This is a genomic window from Lysinibacillus composti (genome assembly GCF_016908465.1).
Classification (GTDB): domain Bacteria; phylum Bacillota; class Bacilli; order Bacillales_A; family Planococcaceae; genus Ureibacillus; species Ureibacillus composti_A.
Map to the genome: position 1 here is coordinate 1 of NZ_JAFBDY010000030.1, position 20,376 is coordinate 20,376.

General features: G+C 36.4%; 20 protein-coding genes and 1 riboswitch. Of the genes, 2 read left to right on the forward strand and 18 right to left on the reverse strand.

Going from position 1 to position 20,376, the window contains the following annotated elements:
• Positions 1 to 222 precede the first annotated feature (222 nt).
• The 3 genes from JOD29_RS18295 to JOD29_RS18305 all read right to left on the reverse strand — a co-directional run bounded on the left by JOD29_RS18295 (position 223) and on the right by JOD29_RS18305 (position 3,517).
• The gene (locus tag JOD29_RS18295) at positions 223 to 888 is read right to left on the reverse strand and encodes a LysM peptidoglycan-binding domain-containing protein (protein WP_124765086.1); all 666 of its coding nucleotides are present in this window, start codon (positions 886 to 888) and stop codon (positions 223 to 225) included.
• A 143-nt stretch (positions 889 to 1,031) separates the two neighbouring features.
• A complete protein-coding gene (locus tag JOD29_RS18300; RefSeq protein ID WP_124765088.1) occupies positions 1,032 to 2,480 on the reverse strand; it encodes a RecQ family ATP-dependent DNA helicase in 1,449 nt (482 codons plus the stop codon).
• Positions 2,480 to 3,517: a YpbB family protein gene (locus JOD29_RS18305; RefSeq protein ID WP_124765090.1), complete on the reverse strand. Its 1,038-nt coding sequence runs from the start codon at positions 3,515 to 3,517 to the stop codon at positions 2,480 to 2,482. Before JOD29_RS18305 ends, JOD29_RS18300 begins: the two co-directional genes overlap by 1 nt.
• Positions 3,518 to 3,707: 190 nt before the next feature.
• On the opposite strand from JOD29_RS18305, the gene JOD29_RS18310 reads away from it, so the two are divergent.
• Positions 3,708 to 3,956: a ferredoxin gene (locus JOD29_RS18310; protein ID WP_124765092.1), complete on the forward strand. Its 249-nt coding sequence runs from the start codon at positions 3,708 to 3,710 to the stop codon at positions 3,954 to 3,956.
• A gap of 253 nt (positions 3,957 to 4,209) precedes the next feature.
• Here the strand turns inward: JOD29_RS18310 and JOD29_RS18315 are convergent, their stop codons facing one another.
• Both JOD29_RS18315 and JOD29_RS18320 read right to left on the reverse strand, forming a co-directional pair.
• Positions 4,210 to 4,881 (reverse strand): DUF1129 family protein, encoded by a 672-nt coding sequence (locus JOD29_RS18315; protein WP_124765094.1) that lies wholly within the window; start codon positions 4,879 to 4,881, stop codon positions 4,210 to 4,212.
• Between the two features lies 1 nt (position 4,882).
• Positions 4,883 to 5,206, reverse strand: a complete 324-nt coding sequence (locus JOD29_RS18320) for a PadR family transcriptional regulator (RefSeq protein ID WP_124765096.1) — start codon at positions 5,204 to 5,206, stop codon at positions 4,883 to 4,885.
• A 213-nt stretch (positions 5,207 to 5,419) separates the two neighbouring features.
• On the opposite strand from JOD29_RS18320, the gene fabI reads away from it, so the two are divergent.
• Positions 5,420 to 6,196 carry an enoyl-ACP reductase FabI gene (gene fabI, locus JOD29_RS18325; RefSeq protein WP_124765098.1) on the forward strand — a complete coding sequence of 259 codons (777 nt, stop codon included), beginning with the start codon at positions 5,420 to 5,422 and terminating at the stop codon, positions 6,194 to 6,196.
• Between the two features lie 25 nt (positions 6,197 to 6,221).
• On the opposite strand, the gene JOD29_RS18330 is transcribed toward fabI, so the two are convergent.
• The 13 genes from JOD29_RS18330 to JOD29_RS18390 all read right to left on the reverse strand — a co-directional run bounded on the left by JOD29_RS18330 (position 6,222) and on the right by JOD29_RS18390 (position 20,219).
• Entirely contained in the window at positions 6,222 to 6,527 is a 306-nt protein-coding gene (locus JOD29_RS18330; RefSeq protein WP_158610566.1) for a cupin domain-containing protein, read from the reverse strand.
• A gap of 25 nt (positions 6,528 to 6,552) precedes the next feature.
• Positions 6,553 to 7,311, reverse strand: a complete 759-nt coding sequence (locus JOD29_RS20765) for a peroxiredoxin family protein (protein WP_124765101.1) — start codon at positions 7,309 to 7,311, stop codon at positions 6,553 to 6,555.
• A gap of 375 nt (positions 7,312 to 7,686) precedes the next feature.
• Positions 7,687 to 9,021: a type I glutamate--ammonia ligase gene (gene glnA / locus JOD29_RS18340; protein ID WP_124765103.1), complete on the reverse strand. Its 1,335-nt coding sequence runs from the start codon at positions 9,019 to 9,021 to the stop codon at positions 7,687 to 7,689.
• A 52-nt stretch (positions 9,022 to 9,073) separates the two neighbouring features.
• The gene (locus JOD29_RS18345) at positions 9,074 to 9,469 is read right to left on the reverse strand and encodes a MerR family transcriptional regulator (protein ID WP_124765105.1); all 396 of its coding nucleotides are present in this window, start codon (positions 9,467 to 9,469) and stop codon (positions 9,074 to 9,076) included.
• Between the two features lie 299 nt (positions 9,470 to 9,768).
• Complete coding sequence (gene kynB, locus JOD29_RS18350) at positions 9,769 to 10,401, reverse strand: arylformamidase (protein WP_124765107.1); 633 nt, start codon at positions 10,399 to 10,401, stop codon at positions 9,769 to 9,771.
• Positions 10,402 to 10,414: 13 nt separating this feature from the next.
• A complete protein-coding gene (locus tag JOD29_RS18355) occupies positions 10,415 to 11,761 on the reverse strand; it encodes a sodium-dependent transporter (protein ID WP_124765109.1) in 1,347 nt (448 codons plus the stop codon).
• A gap of 15 nt (positions 11,762 to 11,776) precedes the next feature.
• The gene (gene kynA, locus JOD29_RS18360; protein WP_420844565.1) at positions 11,777 to 12,610 is read right to left on the reverse strand and encodes a tryptophan 2,3-dioxygenase; all 834 of its coding nucleotides are present in this window, start codon (positions 12,608 to 12,610) and stop codon (positions 11,777 to 11,779) included.
• Between the two features lie 45 nt (positions 12,611 to 12,655).
• Positions 12,656 to 13,933 (reverse strand): kynureninase, encoded by a 1,278-nt coding sequence (gene kynU, locus JOD29_RS18365; RefSeq protein WP_124765113.1) that lies wholly within the window; start codon positions 13,931 to 13,933, stop codon positions 12,656 to 12,658.
• 270 nt (positions 13,934 to 14,203) lie between these two features.
• Positions 14,204 to 14,788, reverse strand: coding sequence for an ECF transporter S component (locus tag JOD29_RS18370; RefSeq protein ID WP_124765115.1), 585 nt, complete (start codon positions 14,786 to 14,788; stop codon positions 14,204 to 14,206).
• A gap of 251 nt (positions 14,789 to 15,039) precedes the next feature.
• Positions 15,040 to 15,213: riboswitch (FMN riboswitch) on the reverse strand.
• 302 nt (positions 15,214 to 15,515) lie between these two features.
• Positions 15,516 to 16,736 carry a hypothetical protein gene (locus JOD29_RS18375; RefSeq protein WP_158610567.1) on the reverse strand — a complete coding sequence of 407 codons (1,221 nt, stop codon included), beginning with the start codon at positions 16,734 to 16,736 and terminating at the stop codon, positions 15,516 to 15,518.
• On the reverse strand, positions 16,702 to 17,268 hold the full coding sequence (locus JOD29_RS18380) for an RNA polymerase sigma factor SigX (protein ID WP_124765117.1): 567 nt from the start codon (positions 17,266 to 17,268) through the stop codon (positions 16,702 to 16,704). The genes JOD29_RS18375 and JOD29_RS18380 overlap by 35 nt, the downstream gene beginning before the upstream one ends.
• Before the next feature lie 463 nt (positions 17,269 to 17,731).
• On the reverse strand, positions 17,732 to 19,510 hold the full coding sequence (locus JOD29_RS18385) for an ATP-binding protein (protein WP_124765119.1): 1,779 nt from the start codon (positions 19,508 to 19,510) through the stop codon (positions 17,732 to 17,734).
• A complete protein-coding gene (locus JOD29_RS18390; RefSeq protein WP_124765121.1) occupies positions 19,503 to 20,219 on the reverse strand; it encodes a response regulator transcription factor in 717 nt (238 codons plus the stop codon). Before JOD29_RS18390 ends, JOD29_RS18385 begins: the two co-directional genes overlap by 8 nt.
• Positions 20,220 to 20,376 lie beyond the last annotated feature (157 nt).

Genomic DNA, 20,376 nt, shown 5'->3' on the forward strand with positions numbered 1-20,376 from the left:
GGAGGCAATACTGGTGAAGGCGCTTTTTGCCTTCGCCGGTATTGTCGAAGCGACCTCGAGGGTGTAGCCACCGCAGCTAGACAAGAAAAGCGGAGACCTCGTTTTCACCCACGTCGGCAAAAACGCTACTTTGTGTAGCGTTGCCTACACGACTACTCTTTACTTCAGAAACTCCGCATGCGTAGCCATACACTGCTTGAGCGTCTTAACAACTGACAAGAATTAAGGAATGATTAATTGTTGCCCTACCGAGATACTATCTGAGCTTAAATTGTTGGCATCTTTTATTTTTTGAACACCATTTGGATCGCCATTATAATATTTTAATGCGATACGGAATAAATTTTCATTCGCTCCAACCGTATGTACCTTTTGTTCCTTTTGCTCTTCTTCTAGTTGTTTTTCTTTTTCAGCTTGTTTTTGCTTCTCAAGTTCTCTTGCTTTTTCAGCCTCTGCTTTAGCATTCTCTTTTTGTGAAACTATTTTTGCTGCTTCTTCAGCTGCCTTTTTTTCTTTGGCCGCTTGATACTTGGCTGCATCGGATTGCTCATCAGATTTCGATTCATCTTCGTCACCTACAACGACTGGATCTTCTTTGTCATTGTTACTTGCCGACACGGTATTATTTTTTTCCAGTTGTACTACAGAACCGCTCTCAGAATCTTTTGCCACTTCTGTTTCTTGGGGTGTATAAAAACCCCATACATAAATCAAAAACAGTAGAGGAATAAAGATAAGAATTACCGTTAAGATTGTCATTAGCGGAAATTTTCGTTTTTTAGTCGTTGATACAGAATGACGCTTTGAACGTGTCATTCTAGAGTTTGGTTTATCTACTTCAATAGATTGACGATGCTCTTCAAATTTTTCGCGATAATCTTTACCCATAGGTACCACCTCCAACTCTATCTTTATCATATTATGCCGAATTTTTACTAAAAAGTAAATGATGGTAATATCCTAATTTCATAGATTTTGTCGAAATATTCAAATAAAGAAAAGCTTTCAAACTATAAAAGCGGAGAAATGGTTTATTTTCCTATTAATAATTGATAAATTCTGTCCTGCCAAGATTCCTCAAAAAGATTCTTTGTTTCCTTTTGTTCTTGACGAGACTTTACCAAAGCTTTCATGTCAATTCCACAATTTTCGCAACAATTGGGTGGACGGTTCTCTAGTGTTTGACCAAAATAGTTTACTAGAAGCTCGCGCATACAATGATCTGTCCTAACCAGTTCCATCATCTTTCTTACTGCAACAAACTTATCATTTCTCATATTTCGCAGTACGTCTTTTACTTGATGTACGGAAACATGATTCATCCAATAATCTAGCACACGGAAAGCAGTTTCAGAGATTTCTCCATTTCGATACATTTGAATAGGAAGTTCTTGACGTTGTAAGTAAGCTTGATAGTTCTCCACATGATGCTCGGAAGGCAAATCTGTTGTTGCAATGAATTCTGCCAATTGTTCGTCCCCTTCTGCATACAACAATATTGCAACTGCATCTTTTCCATCACGTCCTGCTCGTCCAACTTCTTGCATATAGTTTTCAACATTAGCTGGTAGAGTTTCGTGGATAATTTGGCGAACATCTTGCTTATGAACTCCCATTCCGAAAGCGTTTGTAGCGACAATCCATTCAAGTGAACCATCAATGAATTGTTGCTGGATAAACTGGCGGTCTTCCGTGTCCTTTCCCGCATGATACGTTGCAGCCTGAATTCCTTGTTCATAGAGTCTTCTACTTAAGTTCTCGGCCTTTGTTCTCGATTGTACATAGATTATTCCTGGTCCCTCTGTATCTTTTACATGCTGAAGGATCCAGTTGATTTTGTCTTCTCGATCATGAAACTTTACCCTCCTGTAATGAAGATTCGGTCGATCAACTGAATGGACATACTCAAAGGGCTCTTTCATTTGTAGATATTGTTTTATATCGAAAAGCACTTTTTGTGTAGCTGTTGCAGACAACGCCAAAATAGGTGGTCGTGTTGCTTGAATAAAAACTTCTCCAATACGTAAGTAATCTGGTCGGAAGTCAAATCCCCATTGGGAAATACAATGCGCTTCATCAACAACTATTAGAGATAATTTAATTTGTGCTAATTTTTGTTTCACACTATGTTGAAGCAACATTTCAGGTGAAATAAAAATAAAGCGATACTGTTCCAAAAAATGAATAGCATATCTTTTCTGTTCATTCGATAAAAATGAGTTCAGTGCTACTACCCGTTTTTCGCCAAATTGTTTCATTTGATCCACTTGATCTTGCATTAATGATAGTAAAGGGGAAATTACAAGGACTGGATCATTGAAAATATACCCTGGTAATTGATAACAAAGAGACTTTCCCATTCCTGTTGGTAGAAGGGCAATTACGTCTTGACCTTCAACTATTTTTTCAATCACTTCTTTTTGACCAGGTCGGAAAGTAGAATAACCGAAATGTTTATTCAATAAAGTTTCAAGTTGCATTAGTTGTCATTCCCCTTTGCTAAAACTAATCGTAACTGGAAATACGAAAGATGCGGCACAACCTCATGTAATACCTTTAGTTTTCGTGTATCATAATCATCCACAGCAGTTAATACAAGTTTTTTATCTTCATCACTTATAAATTGATGGATTGGAAAAATCGGATCGTTCATTGCTAGTTCAACAAGATGGTCTTCAATTGTACTTGATTTAAGTTGTCTCACTCTACTAATCTCTTCAATTGAAAGTCCCTGTTTGAATAGTTGAGCCGTTTGTAAAGCAGAGCCTGTTAACGGAATATCGATTCGTACATTTTCTGCAATTTCTCCTAATAACGGATAATGCGCATATAGAGAATAAATCTTTTGAATCCATTGTTGTAATGTCGCAATATAGAGAAGTTGCACATCTATTTCCTCAAGCTGTTCATGGTAACTAATTTGTTGCCAAGTAAATCCCGGCGTCATATATCCACCCAAACGATTAATGACGATTGCTTTTAATCGTTCTTCAACATCTACTGTCTCTAAGCTATTAATAATTTCCCTGGCTAATTTTTCTTGAAGTAGACCATTTTGATAGTGATGTGCCATTAAAAATCGCTTCACCCATCGTTGAATTTCTTCATCTTTTTGTAACGGGATGAATTTGCTTACCCCTGACCTATTATGTGATAAACTTTGAACAACGAGTGATAGTCGAGCAAAAAATAAATGTTCATTTCCCCGATAATGCCAACCATCAAACGGAAGAGGAATTGATTGCTTTTCTATTTCGTGTCCAAGATTAGTTAATTGAAAATAACCCTCCTCATTCATTTCTATGTATCCAGCCTCTAGAATTTTGTTCACATCTTCGTCATATTTCTTTCGTAATAACTTTGGCAAAATACCAAAATAATTATGTAAATGAAAGATGCCAACATCCTGAATAGTTTGTCCTGAACGCTTTCCACGGAGCAAATGATAGGCTGAAGAAATCGTTCGTTCATTATTTAATTTTTGAAAGATTTGTAGTAGAACGGATTGAAAAATCATTTCCTTATCCTCCATTTTCGTAGTATTTATGTTGAAAAGTCTTGAAAACCGATTTAGAATAGTAAAGAAGCTTAAATGGCGGATTTTTATAAAGCTATAATATATCCGCGGAAGAAAGATCAGTTACTTGACCTTTTGTAGGGGGTCGAATCGTGTCTTTCTTAGAAGCACGGAAAAAGGAGAGAAAGAAATGGCAAAGTTTACAATAGTAGATAAAGATACATGTATCGCTTGTGGCGCTTGCGGTGCAGCAGCTCCAGACATTTATGATTACGATGATGAAGGGATTGCCTTCGTTATTTTAGATGATAACATGGGTACTACGGAAGTTCCAGAGGATTTACTAGAAGATATGCAAGATGCATTCGAAGGTTGCCCTACTGATTCAATTAAAGTTGCAGATGAATCATTCGAAGGCGACGCATTAAAATTCGAATAGAAAAAATTAGCCTATCGACTCGTACTGAGTTAGATAGGTACACCAGCTAATAAATAAAGGACCACACATTTCATCGTTCAATGTGTGGTCCTTTATTTGATGGTTCTTTAAATAAGTTTCCGAAAAAGTTTGATTATTTATAATAGAGATCGATAATTGTTTCATTTAATCTAATTAGAAATGCAGATCTTCCTGCCTCTTTCATCATGTCATTTATTTGCACTACTAAGTGAATACAACGTCTTTTAAGTGTTTACCTAGATTCCCTTGATTTTTTCAATACATAAGTAGCAAGTAAAAAGAAACATCCAAGCCCAAATGCAGTATAAAAGGAAATTTCAATAGAAGGCCCAATTGGATCTAATAAAAAATTTAATGAAAATCCTGCGACAAATAAAATCCAAACTAAAAATCCAAGACCCCAAGTCATTCTTTTTTTCTTTCTTTGATCACTAAAAGCGCGATTCCGAATTACTGCAAATATTAAATATAAAAGAACTACTAAACTTGCTACTAGCAAAAGTGCAGATAGCGAAAGTGAGCCCAAATGGATTGTTTGTTCTTCTTTATTAATTAAAGGCAAGATTCCCCAAACCACCAAAAACCATCCAAATAAATTTAACACCGTTTCAATCATAAATTCAGCTAAACTTTTAAACGACTCCTTTGGTAAAGAAGTGATAATTTCTTCAGCCAATTCTTTCGGGGATTTACCAAAGACCTCTTCGGCAGTTTTACCTTCCACTTGAGCATCTAGTAAATGATCTAACATTTCCAGCAACACTTCTTCTGTTGCTTTTTCATCTCGAAATGCATTTGTTCGAATATAAACTAACATGTTTTCATAATAGATTTCGTTATCTGGAGTAAGCAGTTTACGCTTTTCATTATTTTGTCGAACAAAATCTTTTACAGTTAGCGACATTTCATTCCCTCCTTAATATTTGTGAGATGGGTTTTGAAAGCAATTCCCATTCATTTCTAATTTCATTAAGTGCTTTTACCCCTTCATCGGTCAGCGAATAATATTTTCGGTTGGGACCCGTTTCAGAAGGACGCATCTTTCCAACAATCCATTTATTTTTCTGTAATCTCAATAACACTGGATAAATGGTTCCTTCACTTACATCTCTAAGACCCTCTTGCTGTAATTTTTTTGATAGTTCATACCCATATACTTCTTGCTTTTCGATAATGGCTAATACACAACCATCTAATATTCCTTTTAGTAATTGACTACGTAAAGACACATATTCACCTCTCTATCTTGCATTACAAGTTAGTCAACCAGAGTGGTATCTTGTAAAACAAATTAGCTACCCTCAGTATATTGTAATGCAATATACTATGTCAAGGGATCCTGGAATCTGTTGATTTTTTTGTTATGAACTGTTAAACTCAATATTAGTAGTTGGTACTAATAACTGATATAATTTTAATTTTCATGTAAAGGGGAATATTATATGGATTTATTACAAATTAAAGATAAAAATATCGTTGTGATGGGCGTTGCAAATGAGCGTAGTATCGCGTGGGGAATCGCAAAAAGACTTCTTGAAGCTGGAGCAAACGTGATTTTCACTTATCGAAAAGACCGCTCAAAAAGTAAACTAGATAAAGTATTAGCTGATTACATAGAGTATAATACAGCTGTTATTCAATGTGACGTAAATAGTGATGAAAGCATTACAAGTGCTTTCCAACAAATCGGAGAACAATATGGTGTCATTCACGGTATTGTCCATTCTGTTGCCTTTGCTAATGCGGAAGACTTAAAAAATCGTTTTGTTGAAACAAGTCGCGATGGATATGCCTTTGCTCAAGATACAAGTGCCTATTCACTAGTAGCAGTTGCTAACGCTGCACGTCCGTTCATGACTGAAGGTGGTTCAATTGTTACAATGAGTTACCTAGGTGGGGACCGCGTCTTAGATGGTTACAATGTAATGGGTGTTGCAAAAGCTGCACTTGAAGCTTCAGTACGCTACTTAGCTGCTGATTTAGGTGCTGAAGGCATTCGTGTAAATGCAATTTCTGCTGGTGCGATTCGTACACTTGCTGCAAAAGGTGTTCCAAGCTTTAACACAATGTTACACAAAATCGAAGAATCTTCACCACTTAAACGTAATGTAACTCAAGAAGAAGTAGCAGATATGACACTAGTTATGTTAAGTAAATTATCTAGTGGCGTAACAGGAGAAACAATTTTCGTAGACTCTGGTTACCATATCATGGGATAAAAAAAGAGAGCCGAGGCTCTCTTTTTTACATTGGTTGTTTAATTTTCACCACGATTACATCCGCATCTTCCACTGCCCGAAGACTGTGAATTTCTGATGGACTCATATGTAGCAACGTCTCACTCGTTAGCTCTGTTTCTTGACCTTCCACAGTAAAAGCTACTTTCCCACTTTTGACAATAATTAAGACGTCCTCATCTGCTTTATGTGAAGGAATTTCTTCACCTGTTTGCAATTGAATATTCATGACATCAAATTGTTGTTCGCCGAAAATACGTCCAGCTTGTTTACTTTTTGTTCCCAGTACATATGGTGTTGAAAAAACTTGCACAATAATTCCTCCATGATTAAGTCTTCTATTCTCCAAGCAATTGATGTAGCATTTCCAGATTAACAGGGCCATTAATTTGCTTAACAATCAACCCTTGTTCATTAATGATAAAGGTTGTCGGAATGGATAAGATCTCATAATCGATTGATACATCCCCTGTTTCATCAAGTAGTATTGGAAATGTGAGGCCATAATAATCAACAAATTCACGAACCGACTTGATACCGAACTCTTGGTCTGTAATATTAACCCCTAAAAACACTACATTATTTTTTTCAGCTAATTCCTCATAATACTTTTGAAGCTCAGGCATTTCTTCTCTACAAGGTGGACACCAAGTCGCCCAAAAGTTTAGTAATACCTTTTTCCCTTTTAAATCTGAAAGCCGAACAGTTTTGCCGTCCAATGTTTTTAATTGGAAGTCTTTTGCCGCGCTATTTACTTTTACTACTTCAGATTCATTCATTTCATGATTATGTCCAGCATGTTCATCATAAACAATTACTTCTTTATGTTCGCTTTCCTTGCCTTCAGCTTGTTCATCCCAATGTTCATGATTATTTGATGAATTTGTGTTTTCATTTTCATCTTGCATGGGTTGTTCCTTTTCTTCTACATAATCAGTAGTTTCTTCCCCTGTTTTATTCATTTTCAAGAATTCAGTTGAAGTTAAAATAGTTTCTGTTTGTTGATCATTATTTTTCGGCCAATTTATATAAAAAGTCCAAATCATCACACTAAGGATTACGGTTAGTAAAGAAAGTGAAATGACCCTTTTCCTCACCTGATTTCCCTCCTATTCTAACGACCCACTTTATCTTGTCCACTACTAGTATATGAACTGATATACTCCTCATGATTATGTTCAAAACTAAGTCATTTTACACATGTAATTAACCATTACTAACACTCCATTTTTTCGAACAACGCATTTTCTTCAGCAAATATTAAAACTGCACCTCCAATTGTTAGATGTGTCTAAGAATTGGGGTGCAGTTCAAGGTTAGTTAGGTGGTTTTCTTTATTATTGCTGTACTTTAGCTAAGTGACGTACAATTTGGTCTTGATGTACTTGTAGTAATCATAATACCAACAAAATTAAAAGAGACAGAGTCACTTATTCTGACTTTGTCTCTTTGACTTTTAACCTATTACTAGATTAGTACATTTTCATGTATTGTTCGCGTTCCCAAGGTGAAACATGTGTACGGAACATGTCGAACTCGATTTCTTTCGCTTCTTTAAAGTTGGAGTAAATGTGCTCCCCTAATGCACCTTTAATTACTTCATCTTTAGCTAATTCTCCAAGAGCATCAAGCAATGAACCTGGTAAACTATCAATTCCATTTTCTTTTAATTCCGCACTATTCATAATGTAGATGTTACGATCTACAGGCGCCGGTGGTGTTAACTCGTTGCGAATTCCATCTAAACCAGCTTCTAATAAAACAGCCATTGCTAAGTATGGATTTGCTGCTGGGTCTACTGAACGAACTTCAATACGAGTTGAAAGACCACGAGAAGCTGGGATACGAATTAAAGGTGAACGGTTACGTGCAGACCACGCAATGTAACAAGGCGCTTCATAACCAGGCACTAAACGTTTATAAGAGTTTACTAGTGGGTTCGTTACTGCCGTAAAGGCCTTCGCATGTTTCATAACCCCTGCCATGAATTGACGAGCAGTATCCGAAAGTTGTAGATCTGCACCCTCATCATAGAATGCATTTTTATCACCACTGAATAGTGAAAGGTTTGCGTGCATTCCAGAACCATTTACTCCGAATAATGGTTTTGGCATAAACGTTGCATGTAAACCGTGTTTGCGTGCGATTGTTTTTACAACTAGCTTGAACGTTTGAATGTTATCGCAAGCCTCTAATGCATTGGCATATTTGAAGTCAATTTCGTGTTGTCCTGGAGCAACCTCGTGGTGAGAAGCTTCAATTTCAAAGCCCATTTCTTCAAGTTCTAATACGATATCACGACGGCAGTTTTCACCTAAGTCAGTTGGTGCTAAGTCGAAATATCCGCCATCATCGTTTAATTCTAACGTTGGTTCACCTTTTTCATCTAATTTGAATAAGAAGAACTCTGGTTCAGGTCCTAAATTAAAGCTTGTAAAACCTAACTCTTCCATACTAGAAAGAATTCTTTTTAAGTTTGAACGTGGGTCACCAGCAAATGGTGTACCGTCTGGATTTGCAATATCGCAAATTAGTCGTGCCACTTTACCTTTTTCTGCTGTCCACGGGAAGATAACAAAAGTATCTAAATCAGGTTTTAGGTACATATCAGATTCTTCAATACGTACAAACCCTTCAATTGAAGATCCGTCAAACATCATTTTGTCATCTAAAGCTTTTTCTAATTGGCTTACAGGAATTTCTACGTTTTTGATTGTCCCTAAAATGTCAGTGAATTGTAAACGAATAAACTTCACATTTTCATTTTTTACAATTGTTTTAATATCCTCTTTTGTGTATTTCCCCATAAATTCCACTCTCCTATTATTTGGTTAATATTTAGATTTTTAATCTTATAATCTACTCGCTTTTTCTTTGATAAAAACGAGATAAATCCCCTTGTCTGATAGATGTTTTCTGCATGATTTGTGCTTGTTGCATCTCCTCTCGCAAAATAGAACGAAGTTCCGAATCAGACATTGCCATGTTGTTCAAACTCTTGATTTTGTTCACCTTTCGAAGGTCGAACACTTTTTTAATGCCAGCCATATTAATGCCTTGTTCGAGAAGCTCTCGGATCTCTAATAATGCATCTACATCATCTAGAGAGAACATTCTCCGATTGCTTTCTGATCGAGCAGGTTCAATTAGCTTATGTTCTTCGTAATAACGAATTTGTCTTGCTGTTAACTCCGTTAATTGCATGACCATGCTAATAGGGAGTAACGGCATTGCCCTTCGAAGTTCTCGACTCATTAATTTCTCCTCCCCTTTCATATAACTATTGTATGTTATGTTATTTATAATAGCAACTACATGTTAGGAAATATAACATATCAATTTTAGATACTTTTTATCTAGTTTTAATATGGAGGGAACTGGATAAACACCCAACTCACGGAGGAACCCTTTTAAATACGCGTAACGTTTCGTAACACAGCCCCTTTGATATACTCAAAGACTACTTATTTTTAATAAAATTAAAAGCCACAAAATCCATCATGACATGAATTTTGTGGCAAAACAGTGACATAGGGTCTTTTATTTAATTGTCACTAAGCATCTACTTTTCGGATTACAGCACGTACTGGAGCACCGTCCGCTCCTTCAATTCTTAGTGGTAACCCAATAAAATCATATAAACCAGGCGCGACATCCTGTAGTAATAAATTTTCAACGATATGAATCCCATGAAAATGTAGCGCATGGTGTGTGTCTAACGATTTACTATTTAGTGCATCTACCGATGGGCAATCAACACCCAATAAGATAACTCCTTTTTCCGCAAGAAAAGATGCAATATCTGGCAGTAACAGCGGCACTTGATGTGGAAATTTCTCAATATCCACATCATCATGAAGCTTCATTAGTACCCGCTTTACCCCATAAAAGTTAACATCCTGTAATTCCTTTCGACTTATAACTTTTTCCCGACAGTAATCAATAACAATCGCTTTCCCAATATAGATATCTGGATTAAGCTGATCAATCGAAGCAGCACCGTCGTTAAAATGAAGAGGTGCATCCGCGTGAGTTCCCGTATGCGTACTCGTTGTAAATCGTCCAATATTGACAGAACCCGTTTCATTCTTTGTATAGGCCAACTCAAATTTGAAAGGAGTATCTCCTGGCCATGTTGCAATCGTGTTTCGAAACGGTTGAGTGATATCAATCCATGGATTGCTCATGTCACACCACCTATTAGTAATTACTTAACGAATAAACAAGGACAATTACAATAACCACCGGTACAACAAATGTCATTAATGTTCTATATACTTTGTAGTACCTTTCACCCACCGAACTCCCTAGTTGCAATTCATTTTTCACTAGATTTTTATCCATTACATGAATAAGGAAAATAGCGATGAGTAAATTCCCTAAAGGTAAAATCATGTTAGAAACAAAAAAGTCCGTTGCGTCAAAAATATTTCTTCCATATAGCGAGACATCGCTAAATACGCTATACGTTAAAGCAGATGGAATGGATGCAATAAATACGACTACACCTAAGATGATCGTTAGTTTAGTTCGCGACAATTTCAATTTCTCGATTAGTGCAGCAACGATGATTTCATACATACTAAACGATGATGTGAGTGTAGCAAATAAGAAAAGAATTAAAAACATAGCTAAGAACACTTCACCAAACGGCATTTGCCCAAAGGCAGCTGGTAGTACCATAAAGAGTAAACCAGGTCCTTCAGCAGGCTCCATGCCAAACGTAAACACAACAGGGAAAATCGCTAATCCTGCAAGTAATGACACAAACACAGTAAGGATCACAACAGAACCTGCAGATTGAGGTAAACTTACATCTTTCTTTAAATACGAGCTATATGTCACTAAACATGAGAATCCTACTGCTAAAGCGAAGAAGGATTGCCCTAATGCATATAGTAATGATTCACCAGTTGTCTTCGAGAAATCTGGCCATAAGAAGAACTTAAGCCCTTCCATCGCCCCATCCAACGTTAATGCTCGAATCACCAAAATAATAAATAAAATAAATAATAGCGGCATCATTAATTTATTGGCTTTTTCAATCCCATTTTGAACACCTAATGCAATGACAACAACATTAGCAATAGTGAATAACGCAAGACCAATTAACGTAATCCACGGTGTACCAATCACTTGGTTAAAAAAGTCTCCTGAATTTACGGCAGGGTCAATGATACCACCCACAACCGAAACGCCACTGTAGACGAAAATCCAACCACCAACCACACTATAAAACGATAATAACAAGAAACAACCGATTACCCCAAGCTTACCTATCCAAGACCATATAGGCTTATTAGGAGCTAATATTTTATATGCAGTTATGGCTTCTTTTTGTGCACTGCGACCAATAATATACTCCGAAAGCAGCATCGGAAGCCCAATTAATAGTGTAAAAATTACAAAGATCAGGAAGAATGCTCCCCCACCACTTTGCCCCGTCACGTACGGCATTTTCCAAATAGCTCCTAAGCCGATCGCCGCACCTGCTGAGGCCAAAATAAAGCCAAGTTTACTTGACCATTGTCCATTATTCGAATTCATTTACTCATTTCCTTTTTATAGATTAGTCCTAAGATCCCAAAGTTCAGGGAAGAAACGATGATCTAGCACTTTCTTTAAATAACTAACACCAGAAGATCCACCAGTACCGACTTTAAACCCAATAATTCGCTCAACGGTTTTCATATGTCGGAAGCGCCACTGCTGCAACCAATCCTCGATGTCTACAAGTTTCTCCCCTAACTGATAAAGATCCCAATACTTGTTTACATTTAAATATACCTCTTTCCAAGCCGCTGCAACCGTTTCATCTCCAGCATAGGTAACTGAGAAATCACGATTTAATAAGTCTTTGTTCACCGGTAGTCCCTGCCGCGCTAACGCTTGAATAGAAACATCATAAATACTTGGGGCTTTATGCGCTTCATGTAATAGCTTCGACAGCGCCACATCTTTTTCATAGATTTTTAAAATATGCTTCGTCTTATACCCTAACGCAAATTCAATTAATCGGTATTGATAAGATTGGAAACCAGAAGCCTTTCCTAGTTTATCACGAAACTCCAGATATTCGGAAGGTGTCATCGTTGCAAGCACATCCCACCCCTGAATAATTTGGGATTGAATCTTTGAAACACGCGACAACATTTTAAAAGCTGGCTGCATTTTATTTTGCTGAATCGCCGCAATCGCACTACGCATTTCATGTAAAATTAATTTCATCCAAAGCTCACTTACCTGATGAATAATCACAAATAACATTTCGTCATGATGATTGGATAATAATTTTTGACTCGATAAAACTTGATCAAGCAGTAGATATTCACTATATGTCATATCCTGTTTAAAATCAGTATGAATCCCTTTTTCACCCTTTAATTTCTCATTCAAATTAGAAATAGAGTTTTTATCCAAGAAGGATCCCCCTTATTGTTTTTACGCTATGACATCTCGCTCATTTTCAAACTTTTTATATTTCCCTTCATGCATAATCGTTTTCAATCGCTGAACCGTTTCCCACACATCTAAAAATGAAGAATACAAGGCTACAGGTGCCAAACGTATTCCATTTGGCGCACGAAAATCCGGAATGACTCCTTCATGTTTCAACGCTTTACAAATGCGAGCCGCCTCTTCATGAACTAAATAAATATGACCTCCACGAGACTCATCTTTAGGGTTACCATATGAAAATCCATATTGTCCTAATTCATCATCTATTAAGGACATCATATAATTTGTTAACTTTAAAGACTTTTCTCGGACTTTCTGAATTCCAACTTCATTAAATAATTCAAGCGAGCCATATAATGGAGCTAAGCTTAATACATGCGGTGTACCCAGTTGATATGCTCCAACTGTTGAAGATGACGTCATTTCAATGGATAAATCAAATTGTTTAGTTTTATCAGATCCAAACCACCCCAATAGTCCAGGTGTTTTTCCAAAATGTTTTTCATGAACATAAAGACCCGCAACTGTTCCCGGACCGCCATTTAAATGCTTGTAGTTGCACCAAAATGCAAAATCCACCCCTAAGTCGTGCAACGAGTGTGGTATAGCGCCTATAGAATGACACAAATCGAATCCAATGATGATCCCTCGTTCATGGGCTGCCTTTGTAAGCTTTTCTAAATCCAACATTTGACCACTACGATATAGAATCGATGGAAGTACAATAACCGCCACATCATCCCGCATCATCTCAATAAGATTATCTTCTATCAAGGTATGACCATCTAAACTTTTTACTAGAATTAAATGTTCTGATGGGTCTAACCCACGCAATGAAATTTGACTTTTGATGGCATAAAGATCTGAAGGGAAATTTAACTCATCTGCTAATATTTTCGTTCTACCCTTGGCGGGTTTGTAAAACGTTGCTAATAATTGATGAAGATTACTCGTTGTTGACCCAGTTAAAATCACTTCTTCTGGTTTTGCCCCAACTAAAGGAGCACACAATTCTCCGAGTTTTTCAGAAAAATAAAACCACGGGTGCTCCCCCCTAACCCAACCATCAATTCCAAATTCTTTCCAGGATTCTAATAATGTTAACAACGACTTTTCCGCGCGTTTTGATAATAATCCTAATGAATTTCCATCCATATAAAGGACGTCACTTCTTGTATAAAACTCTTCTTTATATTTTCTTAACTCATCTTGTTGATCAAGTTGTTCAGCAAAACCTCGTGTAGTTAGATTATTAGTCATTTCATAACCACCTTTAAATTTTCTATCCTAAATGACAAGACTTAAAAAATGCATATTCAAAGTTAATTATGGGGGTTGTAGGGAGGAAATGGAAGGAGTTATATAAAAGACAACTAGAATGTCTTTTAACCCCGACATCTGAACTTATGCCCAGAATTAGATATGTTTGATGAAATATAACAATAAAAAGCGCGATTTTTTAGTACTATCAAAAATAAAGGTCGTTCCAAATTATTGGAACGACCACTTTAATAATTAATTCTTAATTTCTTATTTTTGAAATAGATATTGTGCTCTTTGATTCTCAATCCATGTTTTCATAGTACGGAATAAAATAATTCCTACAACTAATAACAGGATTCCTTTTACAATATTAAATGGTAAAATCCCAAGTACAATTGTCTCCTTCATATCAAATGTACCCCAACCAAGTAAATAAGTGTACATAGGTAAGAAAACAGCAAAATTTAAAATACTCATTCCAATCGACATAGTGAATGTACCAACAATAATTCCATATATTAAACCTTTTAAATTAGGTAATTTCTTAAATACATAATATACAGGTAAGATAAATAAAACACCTGTTGCAAAGTTTGCCATTTGACCTACCGGAATTCCAGTTGGTGCACCTGCAAATAGCCATTCCAAAATATTTTTAAATAATTCTACTAAAATACCTGCAACTGGACCCATCGTTAATGTTGCAATAAGTGCTGGAACATCACTAAAATCGATCATTAGAAAAGCAGGAAATCCTGGTAAAGGGAAATTTAATAGCATTAATATAAAAGAAATACTACTTAACATGGCAATCGTTATAAATGATCGCAGTTTTAAATTAGATTTTTGCATAAGTAATCTCTCCTCTTTGCTGATTTCATCTCGCAAGAAGAAAGGACAGTCTTTATCCGTTATCGTTTAATTAAAATGAAAAATCCCCTATGCAAATAGAGCATAAGGGAGAATAGGCACACTTAAATAAAGGTCTATCAATCGTTTGCAAGTAAAATAAGCTATGCTAAATAAGAGTAATAGCATTCTCTTAAATACCAATACTTCTTGCAACCGATCTTTTCATTTTCATAAACGAAACGCGACCGTACCTTCACCTTCTCCCATCCAGACTTTACTGTCGGCTTTGGAATCGCACCAAATCCTGCTCACAAAAGTGGCTCGCGGGCTTAAGAAGTAGTCATCAAAATCCTCCAAGTGAATGGTCAGAAATTGTTACCTCAAATACCGCCGGTCGGGAATTTCACCCTGCCCCGAAGATGAATCAATATTTAATTTTTAATTCTATTTCATTATAGAATTAATTGGGATTGTTGTAAAGAGTATTTATTCAATAATTCCTATTTAATTACTAGCCTTTATTCAATAAAATTTATTGCACTTTGACTTCATAAACCTATCCGGTAATTCGAGGGTTGTAGTATAACGCAAAATGTAAAATTATTCTGAGCAGCGATCTACGATACGGAAGTAATTCGTTAAAACATAATTGTAACGAAGCGCAACGAGTAACCTCTAATGCTTGCCGCAAAAAAAGTGGGGAAAACGCTCCCCACTAATTGAGATTTTATTGGAAAACAGGATTGGATAATTCGTTCGCACCTACTGGAATTGGTAATGGATTTGTAAAATCAAATCCTTCCCATTCAGTTTGTTTAACATTTTCAAATTGGATTTGCATATTAAAACTCTTTGCCGTTAATAACATTCCTTCAATCATTTGCATGGCGTCCATTTGGTCAAAGCTTAATAAATCAAGTTCGGCTGTGAATGACACAGTCACAACACCATCTGTTACCATCGTAGAGTAATCAATTTCAGGAAGAATAACAGATTTATATACATCGTTCGTTTCTGTTTTCATTCCCACTAGAGCATCTTCAACTGAAGTAAATGTTTCTCTGAAATTAGGAGCTAAATATTCCTTTCCATCAATCTGTGTATAACGATAAAAATTATATTGCGTTGATTCTCCATTTAATTTAAGCGGTTCACTTGGTACCCCTTCTTCACTGAATATAACCGGTGTGCCATCTTCATTTAAGAACTCCACTTCCTCATATGTTGGAAATGTATCGATTAAAGAAGCCTTATATGTTGTTAATGTAGCTGACGCCATATCGTATTGATGATCCTTAGGCAAAGTATGCTGAACCTTCCCATCTGACTCCGTTATGTTTCCTTTATATGGGTGATAATCTGCAAAACCTGCAGCAGCTTCATCTAACTTTGGTGCATAATAATTATACAACTCTACTTGCGTTGGGTTACTTTTTCCTAAATCCTCTTCTACTTTATTATTTGGAAGTAGGATCGTAATAGGGATACTATCTGCATCATCACTAGCTAAGCCAATTGTAAAAGCCGTATTTCCTTCCAAATCTTCAGGATAAACAGCTGATTTCAAATCATCTTCTGCCATAGAAGTAATACCCATTTCTTCATTTGGTTCCGCTCTCAGAATATTTGCTTGATCAGCCTGATTCATAACATCTTGACTTTCAGCAGATTCCATTGTGGTAGAAGCTTCTTCATTTTTATGGGTTTGATTCATGAATGACGGTATTAAGATGGTAAGCAATAAGATCGCAGCGATTGAAACAGCAATAGGCATCCATTTAAATTTTGGTTGGATTCTTTTTTTCGTCTTTTCTGAAGGCATTTCATCGAACAAACCGTCATTTTTTAGTCTCTGAAATACGTCATCTTTTGAGCGTTGATCTTGAATTTTTGGAGAGTTTGATAATAATTGCTCAATTTTGTTGTCGTCCCATTTTTCGTGACTCATAATGACTTGCCTCCTTTTCGTTTTGTGTTAAAATTTCTCGTAAATTTTTAATAGCACGATGCTGCGTTGTTTTTACTTTTGCTTCTGTCCAGTTTAGTATTTCCGCCGTTTCTGCAATCGATAACTCTTGAATATATCTCATAATGACGACCATTTTTTGATCACCTGTACATTTTTCCAGTGCGGTAAGCAATTGCCTCAGGTCGTCGTTTAACTCCAATATTAATTCTGGCGATTTCGTTGGTGAAACAAGTTGTTCTGTTTCCCAATCAAAAGCGTCAAAATTGCGTGATGATCGAACCGAATTTTTTCGGAAATAATCAATGGCTACATTTTTTGCGATGGCAAATAGCCAAGTTTTTTCGGAGCTTCTCCCTTGAAAACGTTCATATGACTTTAGTACTCTAACATACACCTCATGGGATAAATCCTCCGCAACTGTACGGTTCTTCACTAAGTAAATTAAAAACTGAAAGACATCTTGATGATATTGATCATATAAACGATGGAAAATGGATTCTGTATCTTTCATCCAACCCCACCCCCGTTCTCACTTATTTAGTCGTTTCAAAAAGCTTAAAGTTACAATATAAAAGCGGAGAACGCCCGTTTAGCTCCGCGACGGCAAAAACGCGACGTCCTGTCGCATTGCCGTCATGACTCACATCGTGTGAGCCCCAACAATTGGCCGACAAAAACGCCACGTCCTGTGGCATTGTCGGCACTAGCACATCCTGTGCGTCGGAGGAAACCACAAGAGGGTTTTGCGCCTGTCGTTTCACTTTCGGCGCAGAAAATTGTGTGTTTCATGGAAACTACACAATTTTTGCCCTCGAAGGGTTTTCTAGTTGCGCGAGGAGCTGGCGTTCGCAGCTAGAAACTGTTCAACTCTCGATAATTTTTACTCTCTTTTAAAATCATCTCCCATTATATAACAAAAGCAGGGTATTTTATCTATTGAATTGAATCAATAAATGAAATTCCCTGCTTTATTTTTAATCAAGCGGTAAATAGAACGTAAAGGTTGTCCCTTCATTAACGGTGCTATCTACTCGAATATTCCCTTTATGGGCTTCAACAATATTTTTCGCAATTCCCAACCCTAAGCCAGTGCCACCTTTAGACCGAGTTCGTGCTTTGTCTGCCTTATAGAATCGCTCAAATACAAATGGTAGGTCTTCTTTTGGAATCCCTTCCCCTGTATCAGCAACTTTAATTTTTGCGTAAGATAGTTCATGTTCCAGTGACACGGTAACTTTTCCACTATCAGGTGTATGTCTGATTGCATTATCAATTAAATTCGTTAATACTTGTTCGATTCGATCTTCATCGATATTAATTAGCACGTCATTAGAAATTTCTGAAGTAAACTGTAAACGAACATGTTTTTCTTTTGCAACCTGTGCAAATTTTTGTGTAATTCGCTCGATTACGTTGACAACTGGAACGGTATCCTTATATAACCGCATATGCCCCGATTCCATTCGAGCTAAGTCTAGTAAATCTTTAACAAGGCGACCCATTCGCTGTGACTCATCATAAATGATTTTTATCATTTCTTTGCGATCTTCTTCCGTTGTCACAACATCATCTAAAATTGCCTCTGAATATCCTTGTAACATAGCAATTGGTGTTCGTAGTTCGTGTGACACATTGGCAATAAAGTCTGATCGCAACTTGTCCAATTTCTTTTGTTCAGTCATATCCCGTATTACCGCAACGGCACCTCGAACGGATTGACCGCTACTTTTTAATGGGCTAATTTGTAATGTATAATAAGATCCTTCTATTTCGATATCTTCAACGAGTTTATCTTCAAATTCAAGAACATGTTCTAACATATGATAGATTTCATTTGGTATTGGACTTTTACTTTCAAGCCCTTTACTAATGAACCATTTCTGTAGTAACCGCTCTGCCGGTGGGTTACTTACTAGTATCTCACGGTCTCGATTAAATGTAATAACTGCATCAGTCATAGAAGTTAAAATACTAGATAATTGCTCTTTTTCTTGGTTAATGACTTCTAAATGATTTTTTAATTGTCTACCCATTTGGTTAAAGGCAACAGATAATTGACCTATTTCGTCATTTTGAGTAGTTGGCAATTGCCCTTCAAAACGACCTTTTGCTATTTCAAAGGCACGCTCTCGCATTTTTCGTAGCGGTGATGTAATTCTAGAAGATAAGAAGAATGCGAAGAAAGTAGTTAATACAAAAGCAATAAATGCCGAGAAAATAACAATTTTAGTTGTATACTCAGACGTAGAATGCAATACGTCTGGATTTTGGAAAATATATAGAGCACCCTGTTCAGATTCACCCGTATTTAGAGGTGTACCTAACACAAGATATGATTCCATTTTTTCTTCCGAATCTTGTGAAGGTAAAATCAGTTCTTTTACCAAGGGTTCCTTTGAGTTATTAATTTTAGAAAATTGTTTATTATCAATAATTGTACGTTGAATTTCACTTTGATTTAAACCGGTTTGATACGAGGAAATGACTTCATGATTACTTGATACAAGTAAGGCATTTGTATCGTCATCGAGCAGGGCCATTAACATGCTATTAGACATTTCTGCTAAACCATATTCCCGTACAATACTTTCAATCGTATCCGCCGTCTTCATTAACGATGCCTCAGACTGTTGTTTATAATAATCGTCTAAGAATTCAAGCATTAAAACCGTGAAGATAAATAAAACAAACGAAACGAGAAGCAATATGGTTCCCCATAGCTTCCCGACAATACTATTCCATATTCTATTCATTTACAACCTCGAATTTATATCCAACGCCCCAAACCGTTACAATCATTTTGGCAGCATTTTCAGAAACACGGTTAAGTTTTTCACGTAAACGTTTAACATGTGTATCTACTGTTCGAAGGTCTCCAAAGAAGTCATAATGCCAAACTTCTTTTAATAATTGTTCACGGTCAAATACCTTATCTGGTGCTTTAGCTAAAAAATATAACAATTCGTATTCTTTTGGTGTTAAATTCACTTCTGTACCATCAGCTGTTACACGATGCGCATCGTGGTCGATTGTTAAGTGTGGGAACACTACCAAATCTTTTGAGGTAGAAGTAGTTGTAACAGGTGAGAATGCAGAAGAACGGCGTAAAATGGCTTTAACCCGTAGTACAACTTCACGAGGGCTAAAAGGTTTTACGATGTAATCATCCGCACCTAATTCAAACCCTTGTACACGGTTCGCTTCTTCACCTTTAGCTGTTAACAAAATAATTGGTGTTGTTTTCTTTTCACGTAGTTCCTCTACTACTTGCAGTCCGTCTTTTTCAGGCATCATAATATCTAATAATATGCAATGATAATCTTGTTGGAGGGCTTTTTTTAATGCAACTTCACCATCTTCAGCCTCATCTACATCATAGCCTTCGCGTTCTAAGTACATTTTTAATAAACGGCGAATGCGATCTTCATCATCTACTACTAATACAGAAATATTTTCAGACACGATTAAACCCCTCTCGTTCTTTCTCTACATCTATTATTGTACAATTTTATACAAAAAATGAAAAGTTAATTAATCCATTACACCTATGGTAGGTCATTTTCTAGCACTTTTTTACTTATTTGACAGATAAATTGCTTAAATATTATAAAAGTTCTTC

Coding starts and splice junctions, on each gene's coding strand:
- kynB (WP_124765107.1), bottom strand. CDS start 10,401: ATGAGCAATCCATGGATTGATATCACTCAACCGTTTCGAAACACGATT.
- fabI (WP_124765098.1), top strand. CDS start 5,420: ATGGATTTATTACAAATTAAAGATAAAAATATCGTTGTGATGGGCGTT.
- JOD29_RS18345 (WP_124765105.1), bottom strand. CDS start 9,469: ATGAGTCGAGAACTTCGAAGGGCAATGCCGTTACTCCCTATTAGCATG.
- JOD29_RS18295 (WP_124765086.1), bottom strand. CDS start 888: ATGGGTAAAGATTATCGCGAAAAATTTGAAGAGCATCGTCAATCTATT.
- JOD29_RS18375 (WP_158610567.1), bottom strand. CDS start 16,736: ATGAGTCACGAAAAATGGGACGACAACAAAATTGAGCAATTATTATCA.
- JOD29_RS18370 (WP_124765115.1), bottom strand. CDS start 14,788: ATGCAAAAATCTAATTTAAAACTGCGATCATTTATAACGATTGCCATG.
- JOD29_RS18310 (WP_124765092.1), top strand. CDS start 3,708: ATGGCAAAGTTTACAATAGTAGATAAAGATACATGTATCGCTTGTGGC.
- JOD29_RS18355 (WP_124765109.1), bottom strand. CDS start 11,761: ATGAATTCGAATAATGGACAATGGTCAAGTAAACTTGGCTTTATTTTG.
- glnA (WP_124765103.1), bottom strand. CDS start 9,021: ATGGGGAAATACACAAAAGAGGATATTAAAACAATTGTAAAAAATGAA.
- JOD29_RS18385 (WP_124765119.1), bottom strand. CDS start 19,510: ATGAATAGAATATGGAATAGTATTGTCGGGAAGCTATGGGGAACCATA.
- JOD29_RS18305 (WP_124765090.1), bottom strand. CDS start 3,517: ATGATTTTTCAATCCGTTCTACTACAAATCTTTCAAAAATTAAATAAT.
- JOD29_RS18300 (WP_124765088.1), bottom strand. CDS start 2,480: ATGCAACTTGAAACTTTATTGAATAAACATTTCGGTTATTCTACTTTC.
- JOD29_RS18380 (WP_124765117.1), bottom strand. CDS start 17,268: ATGAAAGATACAGAATCCATTTTCCATCGTTTATATGATCAATATCAT.
- JOD29_RS18315 (WP_124765094.1), bottom strand. CDS start 4,881: ATGTCGCTAACTGTAAAAGATTTTGTTCGACAAAATAATGAAAAGCGT.
- kynU (WP_124765113.1), bottom strand. CDS start 13,933: ATGACTAATAATCTAACTACACGAGGTTTTGCTGAACAACTTGATCAA.